Genomic DNA, 15,461 nt, shown 5'->3' on the forward strand with positions numbered 1-15,461 from the left:
AACTAGGCTTTGCCGCCCGGTTTCGCCGGACCCGGGTGCCACGATCGACGCATGAAACGTGGCGAGTGGGGAGAAGACCTCGGGCTTCTCCTGGCAGAGAGCGAAGACGGCGTAATCCGGACTCGTGACTTGAAGGACCTGGGCGTTCCTTCGAGCACGATCACCCGGCAATGCGAGGCAGGCGGGTCGTGGCGGTGGCTCTTACCCAAGATCGTGAGCCTGTACAGAGCGCCGCCTACCCGTCGGCAGCAGCTCGTGGCGGCCAAGCTCTACGGCGGCGAACGAGCTGTCGTGACCGGATACGAGGCCTGCCGGGCATTCAGTATGAGAAATGTGCCGGATGGCCGGGATATTCACCTACTGATACCGCAGGAGCGACGCCTCAACGGGTGTGACTTCGTGGTGATCGAGCGAACCCAGCGAATGCCGAAAGTCGTTGTTCGAGAGGGGATTCCGCTGGCGCCGCCGACGAGGGCGGTGTTGGATTCCGCTCGCCGGGTGCGAAAGCTGGTACCCGTTCGTGCGCTGCTGACCGAGGCCGTGCAGCGTGGTCTCACGACAGTGGCTCGGCTTTCCGAGGAGCTGGCCACAGGTTCGCAGCGGGGGAGCGCAATTCCTCGCCGGGTGCTCAACGAGATGCGCCCCGGCGCACATTCGGTCGCGGAGATCGCCGCGGAACACGTGTGGCGACGGAGCGGCTTGCCGCAGCCGTTGTGGAACCGGCGGCTGGTCAACGCCGCCGGGGACTACATCGCCACGCCCGATGCGTGGTTCGACCAAGTCGGGCTTGCCTGGGAAATCGATTCGGTCGAGTTCCATGCGGGCTCCGAGGGGTACGCCCGAACCCTGCAACGCAACTGTCGCTATGCGGCAGCGGGGATTCTCGTCGTCCAAACGTTGCCGGCCAAACTGCGGGAAGCGCCTGACGAGGTGGTCGCGGAACTCCGGGCGGCCTACGCGGCCGCCGCCTCATCCGCGCGCCCGCTGGTCACACTGGTCTGAGCGAGTGGAACCTTTGCTGCATCCAACGCAGCAAAGGTTCCACTCGCCCAACCAAACCTAAGAAGAAACCTCAGGCCGGCCAGACTCGGCCCAAGCAGTGTGGAACGAACCCTCCCGGTCAACCCGCCGATAGGTGTGCGCCCCGAAGAAGTCCCGCTGCCCCTGAACCAGAGCCGCGGGCAGCCGCTCAGCCCGCAGCCCGTCGTAGTAGGCCAGAGCCGTCGAGAACCCAGGCGTCGGAATACCCAGAGCCACAGCCGTGGAGATCACCGAGCGCCAAGCATCCTGAGCCTCTTCGACAGCCTTCCGGAAGCCACCCGAAGTCAGCAGCGTCGGCAGGCCGGGCTCGGCCTCGTAAGCCGACGTGATGTCGTTCAGGAACTTCGCCCGGATGATGCAGCCGCCGCGCCAGATCGCCGCGACGCGGCCGAGGTCGATGTCCCAGCCGTACTCGGCGCCACCGGCCTGGATCTGGTTGAAGCCCTGCGCGTACGCCACGACCTTCGACGCGTACAGCGCCTGCTCGACCTTGTCCGCGAACCCGGAGATGTCCGACAGCGGTGCGCGCCGGGGGCCGCCGAGCTCGCGGGACGCGGCCCGCAGCTCCGAGGACCCGGACAGGGACCGGGCGAACACGGCCTCGGCGATGCCCGAGATCGGGACGCCGAGGTCGAGTCCGATTTGGACGGTCCAGCGGCCGGTGCCCTTCTGCTCGGCCTGGTCGGCGACGATGTCGACGAACGGCTTGCCGGTCGACGCGTCGACGTGCGCGAGTACGTCGGCGGTGATCTCGATCAGGTAGGAGTCGAGGCGGCCGGTGTTCCAGGTGCGGAAGACCTCGGCGATCTCGGCGGGGGAGTAGCCTGCCGCGCCGCGGAGGAGGTCGAAGGACTCCGCGATGAGCTGCATGTCGGCGTACTCGATGCCGTTGTGCACCATTTTCACGAAATGTCCGGCACCGTCGGCGCCGACGTGGGTGCAGCAGGGGGAGCCGTCGACCTTGGCCGAGATGTCCTCGAACAGCGGGCCGAGTGACTGGTACGACTCGACCGAGCCGCCTGGCATGATTGACGGGCCGTGGAGCGCGCCCTCCTCGCCGCCGGAGACGCCGGTGCCGACGAAGTGCAGGCCCTGCTCGCGCAGCGCGGCCTCGCGGCGGCGGGTGTCGGCGAAGTGGGCGTTGCCCGCGTCGACGATGACGTCGCCCGGCTCCAGCAGTGGCGCGAACTCGTCGATGACCGCGTCGGTGGGTGCGCCCGCCTTGACCATGATGACGACCTGGCGGGGCCGCTCCAAGGCGTCGACGAACTCCTGCGCCGAGTAGGCCGGGATGAAGTCGCCCTCGTCGCCGAACTGGTCGACCAGCGCGCGCGTCCGCTCCTCCGAGCGGTTGTGCAGTGCGACGGTGTGCCCGTGCCGCGCCAGGTTGCGGGCCAGGTTGCGGCCCATGACCGCCAGCCCTGTGACCCCGATGCTCGCCTTCTTGCTCATCTAAGCCCTTCCGGTCGCGTCGTTCTGAATCGAAGCGTAGTGCTCACGAGAAGCAGCGGATCTCTCCGCCGTGGTACTTCACCATGTCGACGACCGCCTCGCGCAGGTCGATCTCGCCGCCCCACTCGAGCCCGTCCAGCTCGGCGTACGCGCGGTGCAGGTTCGCGGGCAGCCGCTCGGTCTCCGAAAGCGCCGCGAACTCGCCGAGGTCGGTCCGCGTCGCCGTCTCGAACGGCGTCAGGCCTGCCGACTTCCCGAACTCGGCCCGCTCCTGGACGAACGCCAGGTAGGCGTCGAGCCGGTCGAGCGCCGCCAGGTCGCAGACGGGCCCGTGGCCAGGGACGATCGTCAACGGTTCGAGGGAGCGCACCACGTCCAGCACGGCACGTGAGCCCGCGACCGAGCCCATCACCGCGAACGGGCTGCCGCCGTTGAAGACGGTGTCACCCGCGAACAGCACGCGCTGTTCCGGCAGCCACACGAGCACGTCGTTCGTGGTGTGCGCGGCATACCCGGGGTGGATCAGGTCGATCCGGACATCTCCGGCGTGAATGGTCAGCCGGTCGTCGAACACGACCTCGGGCGGGCGCAGCTCCAGATGGCCCCAGTCGTTGCCGGTGAACACGCCCTCGTACTTGTTCAGACCAGTCGTGAGGATCGCCTCGCGGGTCTTGCGGTGCCCGACGACCGTGGCGCCGGAGACCAGGAAGTTGCCGTTGGTGTGGTCGCCGTGGTGATGCGTGTTCACCAGCGTGCGTATCGCGGACCCGGTGGTCGAGGTGACGGAGTCGACCAGCGCGAGCGTGCGCCGCTCAGTGGCACACGTGTCGATGAGCACGCTGTGATCGCCTGCGTCGATGAACCCACAGTTGTTGATCCACCAGGAGCCATCCGGTTGGACGTACCCGAATACGCCATTGGCGACTTGCTGGACGGAGGCGGCTGACGGTGAGAGATCCTGCACGCGTCTACTATGCCCGCCAAGCCGGTAAACTGGGCCGGATGGCGTCCGGAGATCTTTCCTTCGAGCGCGACGCGGTGTCATCATCGACCTGGCGCGGAGTGCGAGTAGAGGAGTTCTGGACCGGATGAGTGTTCTGGGAGAGCACGGCTGATGGCCAGCACCGTCACTTCGCGGCGTAAGCAGCTCGGTAACGAGCTCCGTCATGCCCGAAATGCGGCGAAGCTGACTCAGCAGCAGGTTGCCGAGTTCCTGGGCTGTACCCAGGGCAAGGTCAACAAGATCGAGTCGGGCGCCGTCGGGGTGAAGCTCGGGGACGTGCGATCGATGCTCAACGCGTTCGGCATCAACGGCGACGAAGCCGAAACCCTGATGAACCTCGCGCGCGCGGCCGCGGGCCAGCGCGGGCACTGGTCCGGCTACCGCTCCGTGGTGCCGCACTGGTTTCGCACATTCACCGACCTCGAACCGGCCGCCGCGGAGATCCTCACCTGGCACGGTGAGCGCATCCCCGGTCCGCTGCAGTCAGAGCACTACATGCTCAAGCAGTTCACCGAAGCCGGCGCGACGGACGTGACGTCCTTGGTTCGCAACAGGTTGGACCGCAAGGCGGTGTTCGACCAGCAGCAGCCGCCGTATTACCGCTTCATCATCAGCGAGGCCGCGCTGCGCCGGGCGCCCGGCGGAATGGCGCCGGCGGTCATGCTCGACCAGGTCGAGCACCTGCTGCTGCTGGACCGGCGGCCGCGCGTGTACGTGCACGTGCTGCCGTTCGACGCGAAACTCGCTTCGGTGCCGAACGACTTCACCATCATGCGGTTCCCTGACCGCACGCGGGACTTCGTCTACATCGAGCACTCCGCGGGCGGCCTCTACCTCGACGACTCCAAGGACTTCCAGATCTTCGTGGACTCGTGGGACCGCCTGCGGGGTGCCGCGATGGAACGCGGGGAGACCCGCCAGTTCCTGGCTGAGCTCGCGGAGCACTACCGAGCCCAGATGAACGCCTAAGCGCGATGTAGTTCCAGCTGCTCGACGATCGGCCGCGAGTTCCACTCGGGCGCGGGGCCGTTTCCGGCCGCCACCAGTTCACGACGCGGGCCGGGCAGCTCGGGCTCTTCGGCCCAAGGCGTTACATGTTGGCGTAGTGGCGCCTGGATCAAGCTGAAACCGAAGCGATCGCGCAGCGCGCGGCCGATCGTCCTTCGTCCCCCGGATGTGGTCTCGCTCACGGACGGCACCTCGCGGCGCGGCGTCTGTGTGAGTCGGACTGCCATTGCTTTCACGCCCCCAGTTCACGGCGCAGCAGCGCCTGGTCAGTTGCGACGCCGACTCCCAGGCAGCGTTCGCAGGGCATCCCCATGCCCAGCTTCAGCCATTCGATATCCGGGAGCGGCAGCTCGGATCCGCAGCGTGCGAGCACGAAACCGTTCGCGCCCGCGTCTTCGCCAAGATCAAAAAGGTGTGCTGACCTGCGGCTCTCCCCAGTGAGCCCCGCAGTAAGCCTACCGACGGCCAGCACGGCCGTCCGGTCGTTCGCCTTGATCACCAGATGGTCCTCCCCCAAGAGGCCTGCGAGGTGGTGGTCACGGCCTGCCGGGAAAAGTCGAACATGTTGAACAGTGTGGTTGCGAATTTCAAACTACTTCACCCTGGCCGCTGAGATTAATCCTACTCCTGGAATAATCTGAGTGTCGAGGGCATGCTGAGTTGATCACCCGCTTGGCCCTGCGACTGTGCTCTTCACTGGAAGCCCGGAGGTACGACCCATGACGGATTATCCGTCTGTACCGGATTACGATCCGAACACGGCCGTGCGCTTCTTCGACGACGACGGCTGGGCCAAGTCGTTCGCTAGCGAGCCGAACGGCGGCAACTGTGTCGAGGTCAACGTGGGTGGCGACGGCGTCGTCGGCCTGCGTGACACCAAGCTGACCTCGAGCCCGGTCTTCATGTTCGACGCAGGCGAGTGGAACGCGTTCCTCATCGCCGTCAAAGCAGGCCAGTTCGACCTACCCGGATAAGGGAAGGGCGCCTCCCGCACCGTGGTGCGGAAGACGCCCTCCATTCGCCCCGCTCAGGACGTCTTGGCCGACGGCGCGCGTGTCCGTCGCCAGGCGACGACGATCAGCGCGATCAAAGCGAACAGCGGAACCGTGCTGATCGCCCAGCTCAGGCCCATCGGCGGCCCAGGCTGTTCCATCACCGGCAGTGGCTTCAGCGTGCCCTTGCCCTGGCCTTGCGGCCCGTCGACGACGAACTGGAACGTCCAGTCGCCTGGCAGGTTGAGGCTTTCCACGTCGAGGCCCCACACGTCGCGTTTGCGCGGGTGCCTGGACAGCGGCGAAGGCCTGCCCGCCTTCTCCGCGCCCGGCTTGATCACGGACAACGTGCCTGACTTGCCCTCGATCCCGCCGTCGGGGATGAAGGTGAAGTCGAGCGACTGCATCGCCCGCAGCGGCCAGGTGCTGAACCCGATGGTCAGCGCGTACGGCCCGGCCTGGACCTGCTCGGTGTGGACGATGTTCACCGGCTCGTAGGCCGCCGCAGGCAGCGCGGTGCCGAGCAGCAACCCGATGACGCCGACGAGCGCCATGACTGTCTTACGCATCGCTGTTCTCCTTCGCGGGCGCGAGCTGCCGCAGCATCACGCCGAACCGCCAGCCCAGGAATCCGCTGAGCGCGCCGAAAACCCCGCCGGCGACGATCGTCGCGATCATCGACGAGGCGGGCGGCAGGCCCGCGCCGTACACCCAAGCCCGCTGCAACGGCTGCACGCCGGTCACGATCAGGCCGCCGATCGCGCCGCCGAGCGCGGCCATCGCGCGGCCGGTGCCGAAGCGGCGCACCAGCTCGACCGCGGCCGCCACGACGATCAGGCTCATCGGCATCATCGCCGGCATGTCGGGCACGTTGTCGATGTTGTCGCGCAGCGGCAGGCCGACCATGCCCGCGTAGGTTTCCGCCGCCCACGGCGAGAACCACCAGAACGCGGCCTGGATCGCGGCCAGCGCCAGCGCGACGCCGAACGCGCCACCCGGCCTGCCGATCACCTCGGCGCCCATGATGACGGTCAGCACCGAGAAGAACGCGGTGCCGACGACGACCGTGTTGACGATGCCAGCGTCGATCTCGGACAGGCCGATCACGGTCACCATGCTGAACCCGGTCAGCACGGCCAGGCTGCCGAGCAAGCCGATCTTGCCCCAGCGCTCACCTCGCGCCACCGCGAACACCATCACCGCGCCGACCATGGTCACCGTGACCGAGAGCAGCAGCCCGATGTGCGGCGGCGACGAGATGACCGCGTCGAAGCCGTACAGGCTGTGCCACCACTGGTCCCACAGGCCGTAGAGCAGGAACATCGCCGCGCCGGAGCCGGAGATCAGATAGCCGACCGGTGCCGAGAAGGTCCGGCCGAACACGCCGACGGCACGGCCGCCGACCATCGGGTCGACGGGCTGGCCCTTGCGCGTCGCCGCCGTCGTCCTGAGCACCACGATCAGGCTCGCGATGCCCGCCACCGCGCTGCCCGAGTACAGGAACAGGTGCGGCAGGGTGAAGAACGTGTCGGGCCCGACGTCGTCGTGCCACTGGATGTCCCAGGTCAGACCTGTCAGCGAGAGCAAAGTCCCGGCGAGCACGAAACTCGCCGCGGCCAACCCCCTCGAGCCGCTCGTGGTTGCGGGGACCGCCCTTGCCCCCGACGCCGTGAGATCCACTACCCCTCCTTTATTTGACCAGCAAAGGAAAAACCGCCTGCTCGGTGCCGGCCGGACCGTGCAGTGAGATGGTGATCTCCCACTGCCCGGTCATCGGCAGCACCGTTTCCGCCGCCCGGTACCGGCCAGGTCCCTCCTGACCGGCGGTGACCGGGGACAGCGCGTGGCCCATCTGCGGCATCACCGGTTCGACCGTGACGCTGTCGAGCCTGGCCGGTTTCCCCGACTGGTCGGTGACTTCCACGCCGAACGAATTGGTGCCCAGCTTCGGCGCGTCGACCGAAAGCTGGATCGTGTGACTGCCGGTCGCCGACTTCAGCACGGTCGGGCCGCTGCTCGTGGACGGCCACACCAGCCAGGCGAGCACGCCCAAGATGAGCACGGCGACCGCCGCGATCAGCAGTCTCGGTTTCTGTCTCGTCATCCCTGCGGCCCCCTGGTCTGCGGAACGTCGATGACCGCCGGAACGGTCAGCACGGAGTACCCGCGCTCGGCTTGGATCCAGACGAAGTACTTGCCCGGCAACGGAAACGTGTAGGTGAACGGCACGTCGGGGCCGAACGCCGCGACCGTCTCATCAGGACGGTCGGGCAACCCCGGTGTCGCCGGGGTCATGGCGTGGACGTGCGCCCAGATCGGCGCCTTGGTGAAGTCGCCGTCGACCGGCCCGGCGACGATCATGTGCCCGAGCATGCCCAGCCACGGCTGCAGATCCTTCTTCGGGAACTGCGCGGTGATCGTGCTGGGCGTGCCTGCCGGGCTGATCGCCTGCCGCAGCGTCGCCTCCGCCGATGGCGGCGCCGGATCGGTGCCGTCCTGGGTGAGCGCGATCGCCGAACGGATGAGCTGCACGCCGCCGCCGCGTCGCGCGATCTCCGCCGACAAGGCGTAGTTCCCGGTCTCGGGTGCCTTGAGGCGCGCGCGATATTCGCCAGGCGCGACGCGGACGGGATGCAGATGCCAGAGCCGTCCCGACGGCGAGACGACCACGAAGTGGACGAGCGCGTTGTCGTGCACCAGCAGATCGTCAGCGGGGCGGCCGGTGGAGCCATCGGTGAACCGCAGGCGCAGGTCGCGCTCCTGCCGGTCCGCCACCAGGTTCACCGGCGGCCTCGAATAGTCCACTGAGGACACTTGGGGATCCGGCCCGAAGGTCGGATCGAACTTGGTGCCGGGCGCGGGCGGCGGCGGGATGGTCGACGACAGCAGCGCCGAGGTCACCGCGACCGTCAGCGCGACGAGCATGCCCGCCGCGGGCACCATCCCCGACCGGCCTCTGACGGCCAAGAGCAGCGCGACGAACAGCAGGAATCCGGCGACGACGAACCCGCCGTACGCCGCCATTTCCCAGGCGGGGGCGACCTTGGCGGGCACCACGAACGGGATCTTGGCGACCTGCGTGCCGTCGCCGACCTGCAGTTCCCACGGCCCCGCCCGGTCGACCCGCAAGGTCCCACCGTGATAACCCGGCTTGGCGTCGAGGGCTACGGTGGTCTCGCTGAAGACCGAGCCTTCGACGGCCGCCTTGACGGTGAGCGTGCCTGGCGGGGTCCCCTGGTGCGTGACGATGTCGACGCGCAACGGCGCCGGTGGCGTGTCCACGCGGCGGATCACCACCGTGAGCTCACGCTCGCCGAGTGTCTGCGCGATCTGGATGTCGGCGCCGTTCTGCACCCCGTCGGCGTATGCCGTTCCGGTCAGCAGGATCGCCGGCAGCAGCACCAGCGCCGGAATCCTCTTGGCCCCCATGGCGATGAACTTAGCGAGAACAGGGCGATCAAATCGTCACGGCGCAGGGTGAGCCCGTCTCCCCTGTGCGGGGGACATAAAACCCTTAGGCACCAGGGGAGAGGAACTTATGGAGGTAAGGGAGAACGCGCTCGGGTGCCTCTTCGGGCAGGAAGTGTCCGCACTCTTCGATGGCCGCGCCCTGCACGTCATCAGCGTATTTCCGCCAGATCTCCACCGTTGGCAGTTTGCCAAGTAACCCTTTGCCGCCCCAAAGGGCAAGCACCGGCATGCGAAGTCGCTTGCCTGCCTCGAAATCCGCGTCATCGGCGGCCGCGTCATCCGGAAACGACGCCCTATAGTCGTCGAATCCAGCCCGAAGGGCACCGGGCCGCTCGAAAGCCTTGACATAGACCTCGGTGTCGATCGCGTGCCGCTGGAAGGTCCATTTCTCGAAGAAGTAGCCGAGATACGCGGCGACATCCTTGCCCGCCAGCAGTTCGGGGAGATCGGGCTGAAGGTGGAACAGCCAGTGCCAATATCCGCTGGCGATCTCGGTGTCGAGCAGCCGCCACATCTCCCGCGTCGGCGCGATGTCGAGCACGGCGAGCCGTTCGACCTGCTCGGGCCGGTCGAGCGCCCAGCGATGTCCGACGCGTCCGCCGCGGTCATGGCCGATCACGCTGGTCGTCTCGAAGCCGAGCTTGGTCACGAGTTCGGAGACGTCCTGGGCCATCGTGCGCTTGTCGAAGCCGTGCTTCGGCTTGTCGGTGAGGCCGTAACCGCGCAGGTCAGGCGTGATGACCGTGTGGGTCCGCGCGAGCGGCTCGGTGACCTTGTGCCAGCAGTGGCCGGTCTGCGGCCAGCCGTGCAGCAGCACGACGGCGGGTCCGTCACCCGCGATTCGGTAGTGCATCCGGATGCCGTTGACGTTCATCATCTCTAACCGGTTCATGCGGTTAGTATAACCACCTCCATAGGTTAGAATGGAAGACATGGATTGGGTCTTCGACGGCGGCCGTGTCTCGCTCGACTTCGTCAACACGCTCCGCGACCGCTGGGCCGACGGCCGTGAGCTGCTGGTTTCCCCGGCGGCGCTCTCGGAATGGCTCGGCCTGACCGGCCTCGCCTCGGTGCCGGCGACGAGCGACGACCTGTCGTTCGCGCTGATCCTGCGGGAGTCGATAGACCGCGTGACGCGTGCGGAAGGGGACGCCGCCGACGTCCACCTGCTCAACGAGACGGCCGCCGCCGTGCCGCTCCCGGTTCCCCAGCTGGGTCACTCGGGTCGCTACCTGCTGGAGGTCCCCGACCCGGTCCCGGCGGCCTTCGCAGCGCTGGCCGTCGACGCGATCGAGCTGGTCGCGGCGGACCCGCTCATCCGCGTCTGCGCGGCCGACGACTGCGGCGTCCGCTTCCTCGACGCCTCCCCGAAACGCAACCGCCAATGGTGTTCCATGGCCAAGTGCGGCAACCGAGCCAAAGCCCGCGCCCACTACGCCCGCACCAAAGCGTGATTTAGCGGGCTTTACTCCCGGGAGTAAAGCCCGCTAAATCCCGGCCTCGGCCCAAGATCTTGGAGCGCGCCCTCCCCGGCCCCGCGAGCCTGGCCGCTCGGCCCTGGGCCCGGGTCCGAGGCTGGCTCCCTCGTTGCCCCAGCCTGTATGAAGGCTCCCCTCATACAAGTCGAGCTGTATGAGGGGAGCCTTCATCGCGTATAGCCGTATGAAGGGAGCCTTCATACGGCCAGATCTGTATGAGGGGAGCCTTCATACGGGGCGACGCGCTATCCCGACCACGAAGCTGTAGCGGGAGTAAAGCCCAATGCCGGGTAGTTGAGGATCGGGCGGGTTGGTCAAGTCCGTTGCTCGGCGGGTGTTGTGTAGGTCGGTTGAGTGTTGTGAACGGGGCGTTCGCAACGCTGAGCGTCACATAAGTCCCGTTCGTTCCGTGCGAACCCGTCCAGAAAGCGGGTAAATGGTATATCGAGGGCATAATTCAGCGATTTGAGTCCTTTGTGGACGTTAGCTAGGTTGCGATCGGTTTCGCGTGCTCACGTGTCGCTTGACAGCGCAGGCCGAGCCTTAGCTGCCCGGCATCGGGAGTAAAGCCCGCTAAATCCCGGCCTTGAGCAAGCGCTCGCGAAGCCTGGGGTGCGCGCGTAGCCAGACGTTCAGCCGCCCGATCCACCGCATGTGCACCGTCCGCACCGGAGCCGGAACAACCCCGAAAACCCGCATGACCTGGCAGAACCGAGCGAACCGCAAAGCGTCCCGAGCTGTCCACTGTAGACCGAGACGGTTCCGGAACTCGGCAGGCAAAGCGCCACGTATCACGAACATCTGAGCCGTGTGCTGCCACCGCAGCAGGTACTTCCAGGCGAAGTCCGGAATCCGCCGCGGCTTCTTGACCGTGCGAATGGTCTCCAGCAGCGTCTCGATCGTGCCGTTCGACTCGAACCCGGCGACCATCGAGTCGTAGTACCGCTCGAACGCGGCCCAATCCGGCGGCAGATCCCGCTCCTGGACCCCGAGCATCCGCCCGACATCGCACATCTGCGCGTAGTACTCGTCAAGCTCCGCCCCGCTCAACCCGCGGCCGAAAAACCGTTGCGCGTCAACAGGAACCTTGACCAGCGTCGCGTGCACCCAGGCATAGGCCTCCGGGTTCAGCGCCGAGTACCGGCGCCCCGAAGCGTCCACGCCCGCGAACTTCTTGTGCAGCTCCCGAAGCCGTAAAGCCTCGTAGCGCGCTCCGGCCGGGCCGCCGTAGATGTACACCGAGAGCGAGGCGCCGGTCTGCATCAGGCGCGTCCACGGATCCTCGGTGTAGTCCGAATGATCGCGCACGCCCGCGGCCACCACCGGATGCGCGACCTGCAGCAACAGCACCTGCCCGGCGAGCAGCGCCGCGCGGAAGTCGCCGAAGTACTTCCACGCTGCCGTGCCACGCGAGATCGGCGGTGCCATGATCCCGAGGTTAGCCGCCCGAGCCGCGGATGAGCATCATCAGTGACTCACCCGGCGGAGTTCCCGGCGCGCCGGTCGCCAGCCTGCGCAGTTGCAGGCCCGCGATCAGCGCGACCACCGGACCGGCGAGCCGTTCGGGATCGGGGACGCCCAGCGCGCCCAAGATCGTCGCGGCCAGCGCGTCGTACGCGGTGAAGCAGCGTTCGGACGCGTCGCGCAGCGACGGATCGCGGGCGGCCTGCAGGTAGAGCTCGTGCGGGGCGATCTCGTCGGTGCCGAACGGCAGTTGCTCGATGACCTGCTCGACCAGTGCCGCCGCCTGCTCCAGCGTCAGGTTCTCGGCGCGGTGCGCGTCGACGACCGCGGCGAGCTTGGCCGTCTCCTCCTCGGCGAACAGCAGCATCGCCTGTCGCAGCAGCTCGGTCTGGCTGGGGAAGTGATACGTCAGCGTGCCCAGCGAGACGCCGGCGTCGGCGACGATGCGGCGGTTGCTCAGGCCCGCGACACCGCGCTCGCCGATCACCTTCAACGCCGCGCGCAGGATGGTTTCACGGGTGCTCACGGCCTGTGGTCCTGCCAGCGCTCGACGGATTCCAGTTGCGCGGCAAGGGAAATCAGCCGCTCCTCGGAGTGGGACGGGCCGAGCAGCTGCGCGCCGAGCGGCAGGCCGTCCGTCAATCCCGCCGGGACGTTGACACCCGGCCAGCCCAGCACGTTCCACGGCCAGCAATACGGGCAGGCCGCGATCATCGTCTGGTCGGTCTGCCAGCCGCTGAGCCCGTCGAAGGTGCCGATCTTGGGCGGGGGAGTCGCGGTCGTCGGCGTGAGCACGACGTCGACGTCGCCGAAGACCGAGCCGATTCGCCTGCGCAGCAACGGTTCCGCCGCGCGGGCGAGCCGCAACGCCGGGCCGGCCAGCTTCGCGCCGTGTCGCGCGTTGGACCGGGTTCGCGGGTCGAGCAGGTCCGGCGACGGCACGCGCAGGCCCCAGTCGCGCACGCCGACCAGCGATCGCGGCAGGAACGTCACGCCGATCATCCCGTACGACGGCTCGACCTCGACGATCTCGTGGCCGAGCCCGTCGAACACCCCGGCCAGCCGTTCGACGGCCGCGCGAACCGCCGGATCGAGCCGGGTTTTCGTTGCGGTGAAAGGAATCCGTGTCGACAGGCCGATGCGCAGCTTGCCGGGTTCGCGAGCGGCGGCCGCCTGGAAGGTCCGGCCGGTGCCCGCCGCGACGTCCAGCAGCAACGCGGCGTCGGCGACCGTCCTGGCCAGCGGCCCGATCACGGTCAGGCCGTGGAACAGCTCGCTGTCCGTCGCGATCCGCCCGCGCTGGGTCTTGATGCCGACCAGGTTGTTCCACGCGGCCGGGATGCGCACCGAGCCCGCGCCGTCGGACCCGAGCGCCGCCGCGACCAGGCCGGACGCGACCGCAGCCGCCGAACCACCCGACGAGCCGCCGGGGGTGTGCTCCGGGTTCCACGGGTTGCGCGTGGCGCCGAACGCGGGTCCCTCGGTGAACGGCCACTGCCCGAACTCCGGGGTGTTGGTCTTGCCGACGATCACCGCCCCGGCCTCCTTCAACCGGCGCACCACCAGCGAGTCCGTTGTGGCGCAAGGGAAATCGCCCTCGCAGCCGAACGCGGTCGGCAGGCCTTCGATGTCGACGTCGTCCTTGATCGCGATCGGCACCCCGAGCAGCGGCGCGCGCTCCCCGGCGGCGAGCCTGCGGTCGGCCTCGGCTGCCTCGCGCCCGGCCGCCGCTGGCCGCAGCGCGCGGAACGCGTTGAGCTCGCTGCCCTTGATGCGGTCGAAGGCCGCGTCGGTCAGCGCCGCCGACGTCGTCACGCCGTCTGCCAGCAGCTTCGCCTGCCCCGCGAGGCCGGCGAAGGCCAGGTCGGTCTCGGTGCCCATCGGACCCTCCGTCTCGTTCGTTCGAACGAACAGTGGTTTTCACGGTACCCGATGGGCAGACTCGCTGGCATGTCCTTCGAACTCGAGCGGTTCCCGCGTGTGTCACTCGGCAGCTGGCCCACCCCGCTGGAAGAGGCGCCAAGGCTGGCCGAAGCGCTGGGAATCAAGCGCCTGCTCATCAAGCGCGACGACGTCAACCCGCTCGGCGTCGGCGGCAACAAGCTGCGCAAACTCGAATTCCTGCTGGGCCAGGCGCTGGCCGACGGGGTCGACACGGTGATCACGTTCGGCGCCCTGCAGACCAACCACGGCAGGCTGACGGCCGCCGCCTGCGCCAAGCTCGGGCTGCGCTGCGAACTCGTGCTCACCGCGAAGGTGCCGATCGACGGTGACGCCTACGAGCGCTCCGGCAACCTCATCCTGGACCGCCTGTTCGGCGCGAACGTGCACGTCTGCGCGGATATCGAGGAGTCCGGCAAGGTCTACGACCGGCTTGTCGCCGAGGCGACCGGCAAGGTGGCGACCTTCCCGGTCGGCGGTTCGAACCCGGTCGGCGCGCTAGGTTACGTCGCCGCGGCAGAGGAGATCCGCGCGCAGCTCGCGGAACGGGGGATCGAGCGTGCTCGGATCGTGGTCCCGCAGGGCAGCGCGGGCACCGCGGCCGGGATCGTGCTCGGCTGGCCATGGGATGTCGACGTCGCCTGCGTCGGGCACCCGGCCGAGGAGTCCCGCGAGACCTTGGACCAGCTGGTCGGCGAAACCGCGGCGCTGCTCGGCGTGCCGAAACCTTCGCTGGACCGGGTCCGGATCGCCGACCAGGCGCTCGGCCCCGGCTACGGCGTGCCGACCGAGCAGGTGTGGCAGGCGCTAGGGCTGTTCGGCCGGACCGAAGGCGTGGTGCTTGATCCCGTCTACACCGGCAAGGCGGCCGCGATGCTGGTCGAATGGGCCGCCGCCGACGAGTCCGACGAGCCGGTCGTCTTCCTGCACACCGGCGGGCTGCCCGGTCTCTTCGGCTACGCGCCCCAGGCTGGCGCGGCTTTCGGCTGACGCGATCCGCAGCAGCCCGAACATCAGCACGACGTCCGAGATGAGCGCGAGGCGCTGCACGATGCCGACCGGCAACGGGTCAGGGAGACCGAACAGCGTGAGGAAGTAGGACACCGCGAACAACACGAGCGTGCCGACGCAAATACCGGTCAGCCGCTTGGCCAGCGGGTGGACCGCGCGCAGCGTGTAGCCGATGGCGGGCACGCTCAGAAACGCGACCATGCAGGCGTAAAGATGGATCTGACCGCTGACCGGCCGTGGTGATTCCGGATAGCTCGCCGGGAACACCGCGGCCGTCGCCAGGCCCAGCGACCAGGTCAGGAACAGGATCTTGGTGGTGCGGCTCAGCGGGATCCGCGCGGCGTGCAACGCGCCCAGCACGGCCATCGACCCGACCGAGAGCGCGAGCACGCTGGCGCCGAGCATGCCTTGGCCGCGGTCGGTGTTGATGTAGCTGGACAACGTGTCGAGCAGCGGATCATGCGAGCTGATCAGGTGCAGCACGGTGATCGTGAACAACGCCCAGCCGATCGCGACAGCGGCCGTGATCAGCCACGGCCGGGTAGCCGGGTCCCCCAGTGGTCTCGCCATGACCCCAGCCTGCCGCCGATCGGCCGAGCC

At 68.1% G+C, this 15,461-nt stretch carries 17 protein-coding genes and 1 pseudogene; 5 read left to right on the forward strand and 13 right to left on the reverse strand.

What is annotated here, in order from left to right:
• Positions 1-51 precede the first annotated feature (51 nt).
• Entirely contained in the window at positions 52-1,002 is a 951-nt protein-coding gene (locus tag AB5J62_RS01020; protein ID WP_370946206.1) for a hypothetical protein, read from the forward strand.
• Between the two features lie 57 nt (positions 1,003-1,059).
• Here AB5J62_RS01020 and gndA read toward each other — a convergent pair whose 3' ends face one another.
• Both gndA and AB5J62_RS01030 read right to left on the reverse strand, forming a co-directional pair.
• On the reverse strand, positions 1,060-2,493 hold the full coding sequence (gene gndA / locus AB5J62_RS01025; RefSeq protein ID WP_370946207.1) for an NADP-dependent phosphogluconate dehydrogenase: 1,434 nt from the start codon (positions 2,491-2,493) through the stop codon (positions 1,060-1,062).
• A gap of 43 nt (positions 2,494-2,536) precedes the next feature.
• Positions 2,537-3,457, reverse strand: a complete 921-nt coding sequence (locus AB5J62_RS01030) for an MBL fold metallo-hydrolase (RefSeq protein ID WP_370946208.1) — start codon at positions 3,455-3,457, stop codon at positions 2,537-2,539.
• 150 nt (positions 3,458-3,607) lie between these two features.
• Here AB5J62_RS01030 and AB5J62_RS01035 point away from each other — a divergent pair, with 150 nt between their 5' ends.
• Positions 3,608-4,465: a helix-turn-helix domain-containing protein gene (locus tag AB5J62_RS01035; RefSeq protein ID WP_370946209.1), complete on the forward strand. Its 858-nt coding sequence runs from the start codon at positions 3,608-3,610 to the stop codon at positions 4,463-4,465.
• Here the strand turns inward: AB5J62_RS01035 and AB5J62_RS01040 are convergent.
• The gene (locus tag AB5J62_RS01040; protein ID WP_370946210.1) at positions 4,462-4,686 is read right to left on the reverse strand and encodes a hypothetical protein; all 225 of its coding nucleotides are present in this window, start codon (positions 4,684-4,686) and stop codon (positions 4,462-4,464) included. The genes AB5J62_RS01035 and AB5J62_RS01040 overlap by 4 nt on opposite strands.
• 50 nt (positions 4,687-4,736) lie before the next feature.
• Positions 4,737-5,003 carry a hypothetical protein gene (locus AB5J62_RS01045; protein WP_370946211.1) on the reverse strand — a complete coding sequence of 89 codons (267 nt, stop codon included), beginning with the start codon at positions 5,001-5,003 and terminating at the stop codon, positions 4,737-4,739.
• 220 nt (positions 5,004-5,223) lie between these two features.
• Between AB5J62_RS01045 and AB5J62_RS01050 the strand changes: the two genes are divergently transcribed.
• Positions 5,224-5,478 (forward strand): DUF397 domain-containing protein, encoded by a 255-nt coding sequence (locus AB5J62_RS01050; RefSeq protein WP_370946212.1) that lies wholly within the window; start codon positions 5,224-5,226, stop codon positions 5,476-5,478.
• 53 nt (positions 5,479-5,531) lie between these two features.
• On the opposite strand, the gene AB5J62_RS01055 is transcribed toward AB5J62_RS01050, so the two are convergent.
• The 5 genes from AB5J62_RS01055 to AB5J62_RS01075 form a co-directional block, all read right to left on the reverse strand.
• On the reverse strand, positions 5,532-6,065 hold the full coding sequence (locus AB5J62_RS01055; protein WP_370946213.1) for a hypothetical protein: 534 nt from the start codon (positions 6,063-6,065) through the stop codon (positions 5,532-5,534).
• Positions 6,058-7,176 carry a hypothetical protein gene (locus AB5J62_RS01060; protein WP_370946214.1) on the reverse strand — a complete coding sequence of 373 codons (1,119 nt, stop codon included), beginning with the start codon at positions 7,174-7,176 and terminating at the stop codon, positions 6,058-6,060. Before AB5J62_RS01060 ends, AB5J62_RS01055 begins: the two co-directional genes overlap by 8 nt.
• A 10-nt stretch (positions 7,177-7,186) precedes the next feature.
• Complete coding sequence (locus tag AB5J62_RS01065) at positions 7,187-7,600, reverse strand: FixH family protein (RefSeq protein WP_370946215.1); 414 nt, start codon at positions 7,598-7,600, stop codon at positions 7,187-7,189.
• The gene (locus AB5J62_RS01070; RefSeq protein ID WP_370946216.1) at positions 7,597-8,925 is read right to left on the reverse strand and encodes a hypothetical protein; all 1,329 of its coding nucleotides are present in this window, start codon (positions 8,923-8,925) and stop codon (positions 7,597-7,599) included. The genes AB5J62_RS01065 and AB5J62_RS01070 overlap by 4 nt, the downstream gene beginning before the upstream one ends.
• Positions 8,926-9,010: 85 nt before the next feature.
• Complete coding sequence (locus AB5J62_RS01075) at positions 9,011-9,859, reverse strand: alpha/beta fold hydrolase (protein WP_370946217.1); 849 nt, start codon at positions 9,857-9,859, stop codon at positions 9,011-9,013.
• 40 nt (positions 9,860-9,899) lie between these two features.
• On the opposite strand from AB5J62_RS01075, the gene AB5J62_RS01080 reads away from it, so the two are divergent.
• Complete coding sequence (locus AB5J62_RS01080) at positions 9,900-10,421, forward strand: CGNR zinc finger domain-containing protein (RefSeq protein ID WP_370946218.1); 522 nt, start codon at positions 9,900-9,902, stop codon at positions 10,419-10,421.
• Between the two features lie 597 nt (positions 10,422-11,018).
• Here the strand turns inward: AB5J62_RS01080 and AB5J62_RS01085 are convergent.
• Genes AB5J62_RS01085 through AB5J62_RS01095 form a run of 3 tightly spaced genes read right to left on the reverse strand, consistent with a single transcriptional unit; the run spans position 11,019 to position 13,790 of the window.
• Entirely contained in the window at positions 11,019-11,873 is an 855-nt protein-coding gene (locus AB5J62_RS01085) for an oxygenase MpaB family protein (protein WP_370946219.1), read from the reverse strand.
• Positions 11,874-11,883: 10 nt separating this feature from the next.
• Positions 11,884-12,435 (reverse strand): TetR/AcrR family transcriptional regulator, encoded by a 552-nt coding sequence (locus AB5J62_RS01090; protein WP_370946220.1) that lies wholly within the window; start codon positions 12,433-12,435, stop codon positions 11,884-11,886.
• The gene (locus AB5J62_RS01095; protein ID WP_370946221.1) at positions 12,432-13,790 is read right to left on the reverse strand and encodes an amidase; all 1,359 of its coding nucleotides are present in this window, start codon (positions 13,788-13,790) and stop codon (positions 12,432-12,434) included. Before AB5J62_RS01095 ends, AB5J62_RS01090 begins: the two co-directional genes overlap by 4 nt.
• A gap of 69 nt (positions 13,791-13,859) precedes the next feature.
• Between AB5J62_RS01095 and AB5J62_RS01100 the strand changes: the two genes are divergently transcribed.
• Positions 13,860-14,840 carry a D-cysteine desulfhydrase family protein gene (locus AB5J62_RS01100; RefSeq protein ID WP_370946222.1) on the forward strand — a complete coding sequence of 327 codons (981 nt, stop codon included), beginning with the start codon at positions 13,860-13,862 and terminating at the stop codon, positions 14,838-14,840.
• A gap of 24 nt (positions 14,841-14,864) precedes the next feature.
• Here the strand turns inward: AB5J62_RS01100 and AB5J62_RS01105 are convergent.
• Positions 14,865-15,431: pseudogene (locus AB5J62_RS01105) on the reverse strand (DUF998 domain-containing protein); the annotation flags it as partial.
• Between the last annotated feature and the right edge of the window lie 30 nt (positions 15,432-15,461).

It is taken from the genome of Amycolatopsis sp. cg5, assembly GCF_041346955.1.
Lineage (GTDB): Bacteria > Actinomycetota > Actinomycetes > Mycobacteriales > Pseudonocardiaceae > Amycolatopsis.

Excerpts from the sequence above, each read along its gene's own strand:
- AB5J62_RS01035 (WP_370946209.1), top strand. The coding sequence starts at position 3,608 with ATGGCCAGCACCGTCACTTCGCGGCGTAAGCAGCTCGGTAACGAGCTC.
- AB5J62_RS01070 (WP_370946216.1), bottom strand. The coding sequence starts at position 8,925 with ATGGGGGCCAAGAGGATTCCGGCGCTGGTGCTGCTGCCGGCGATCCTG.
- AB5J62_RS01095 (WP_370946221.1), bottom strand. The coding sequence starts at position 13,790 with ATGGGCACCGAGACCGACCTGGCCTTCGCCGGCCTCGCGGGGCAGGCG.
- AB5J62_RS01020 (WP_370946206.1), top strand. The coding sequence starts at position 52 with ATGAAACGTGGCGAGTGGGGAGAAGACCTCGGGCTTCTCCTGGCAGAG.
- AB5J62_RS01065 (WP_370946215.1), bottom strand. The coding sequence starts at position 7,600 with ATGACGAGACAGAAACCGAGACTGCTGATCGCGGCGGTCGCCGTGCTC.
- AB5J62_RS01055 (WP_370946213.1), bottom strand. The coding sequence starts at position 6,065 with ATGCGTAAGACAGTCATGGCGCTCGTCGGCGTCATCGGGTTGCTGCTC.
- gndA (WP_370946207.1), bottom strand. The coding sequence starts at position 2,493 with ATGAGCAAGAAGGCGAGCATCGGGGTCACAGGGCTGGCGGTCATGGGC.
- AB5J62_RS01050 (WP_370946212.1), top strand. The coding sequence starts at position 5,224 with ATGACGGATTATCCGTCTGTACCGGATTACGATCCGAACACGGCCGTG.
- AB5J62_RS01085 (WP_370946219.1), bottom strand. The coding sequence starts at position 11,873 with ATGGCACCGCCGATCTCGCGTGGCACGGCAGCGTGGAAGTACTTCGGC.
- AB5J62_RS01075 (WP_370946217.1), bottom strand. The coding sequence starts at position 9,859 with ATGAACCGGTTAGAGATGATGAACGTCAACGGCATCCGGATGCACTAC.
- AB5J62_RS01100 (WP_370946222.1), top strand. The coding sequence starts at position 13,860 with ATGTCCTTCGAACTCGAGCGGTTCCCGCGTGTGTCACTCGGCAGCTGG.
- AB5J62_RS01080 (WP_370946218.1), top strand. The coding sequence starts at position 9,900 with ATGGATTGGGTCTTCGACGGCGGCCGTGTCTCGCTCGACTTCGTCAAC.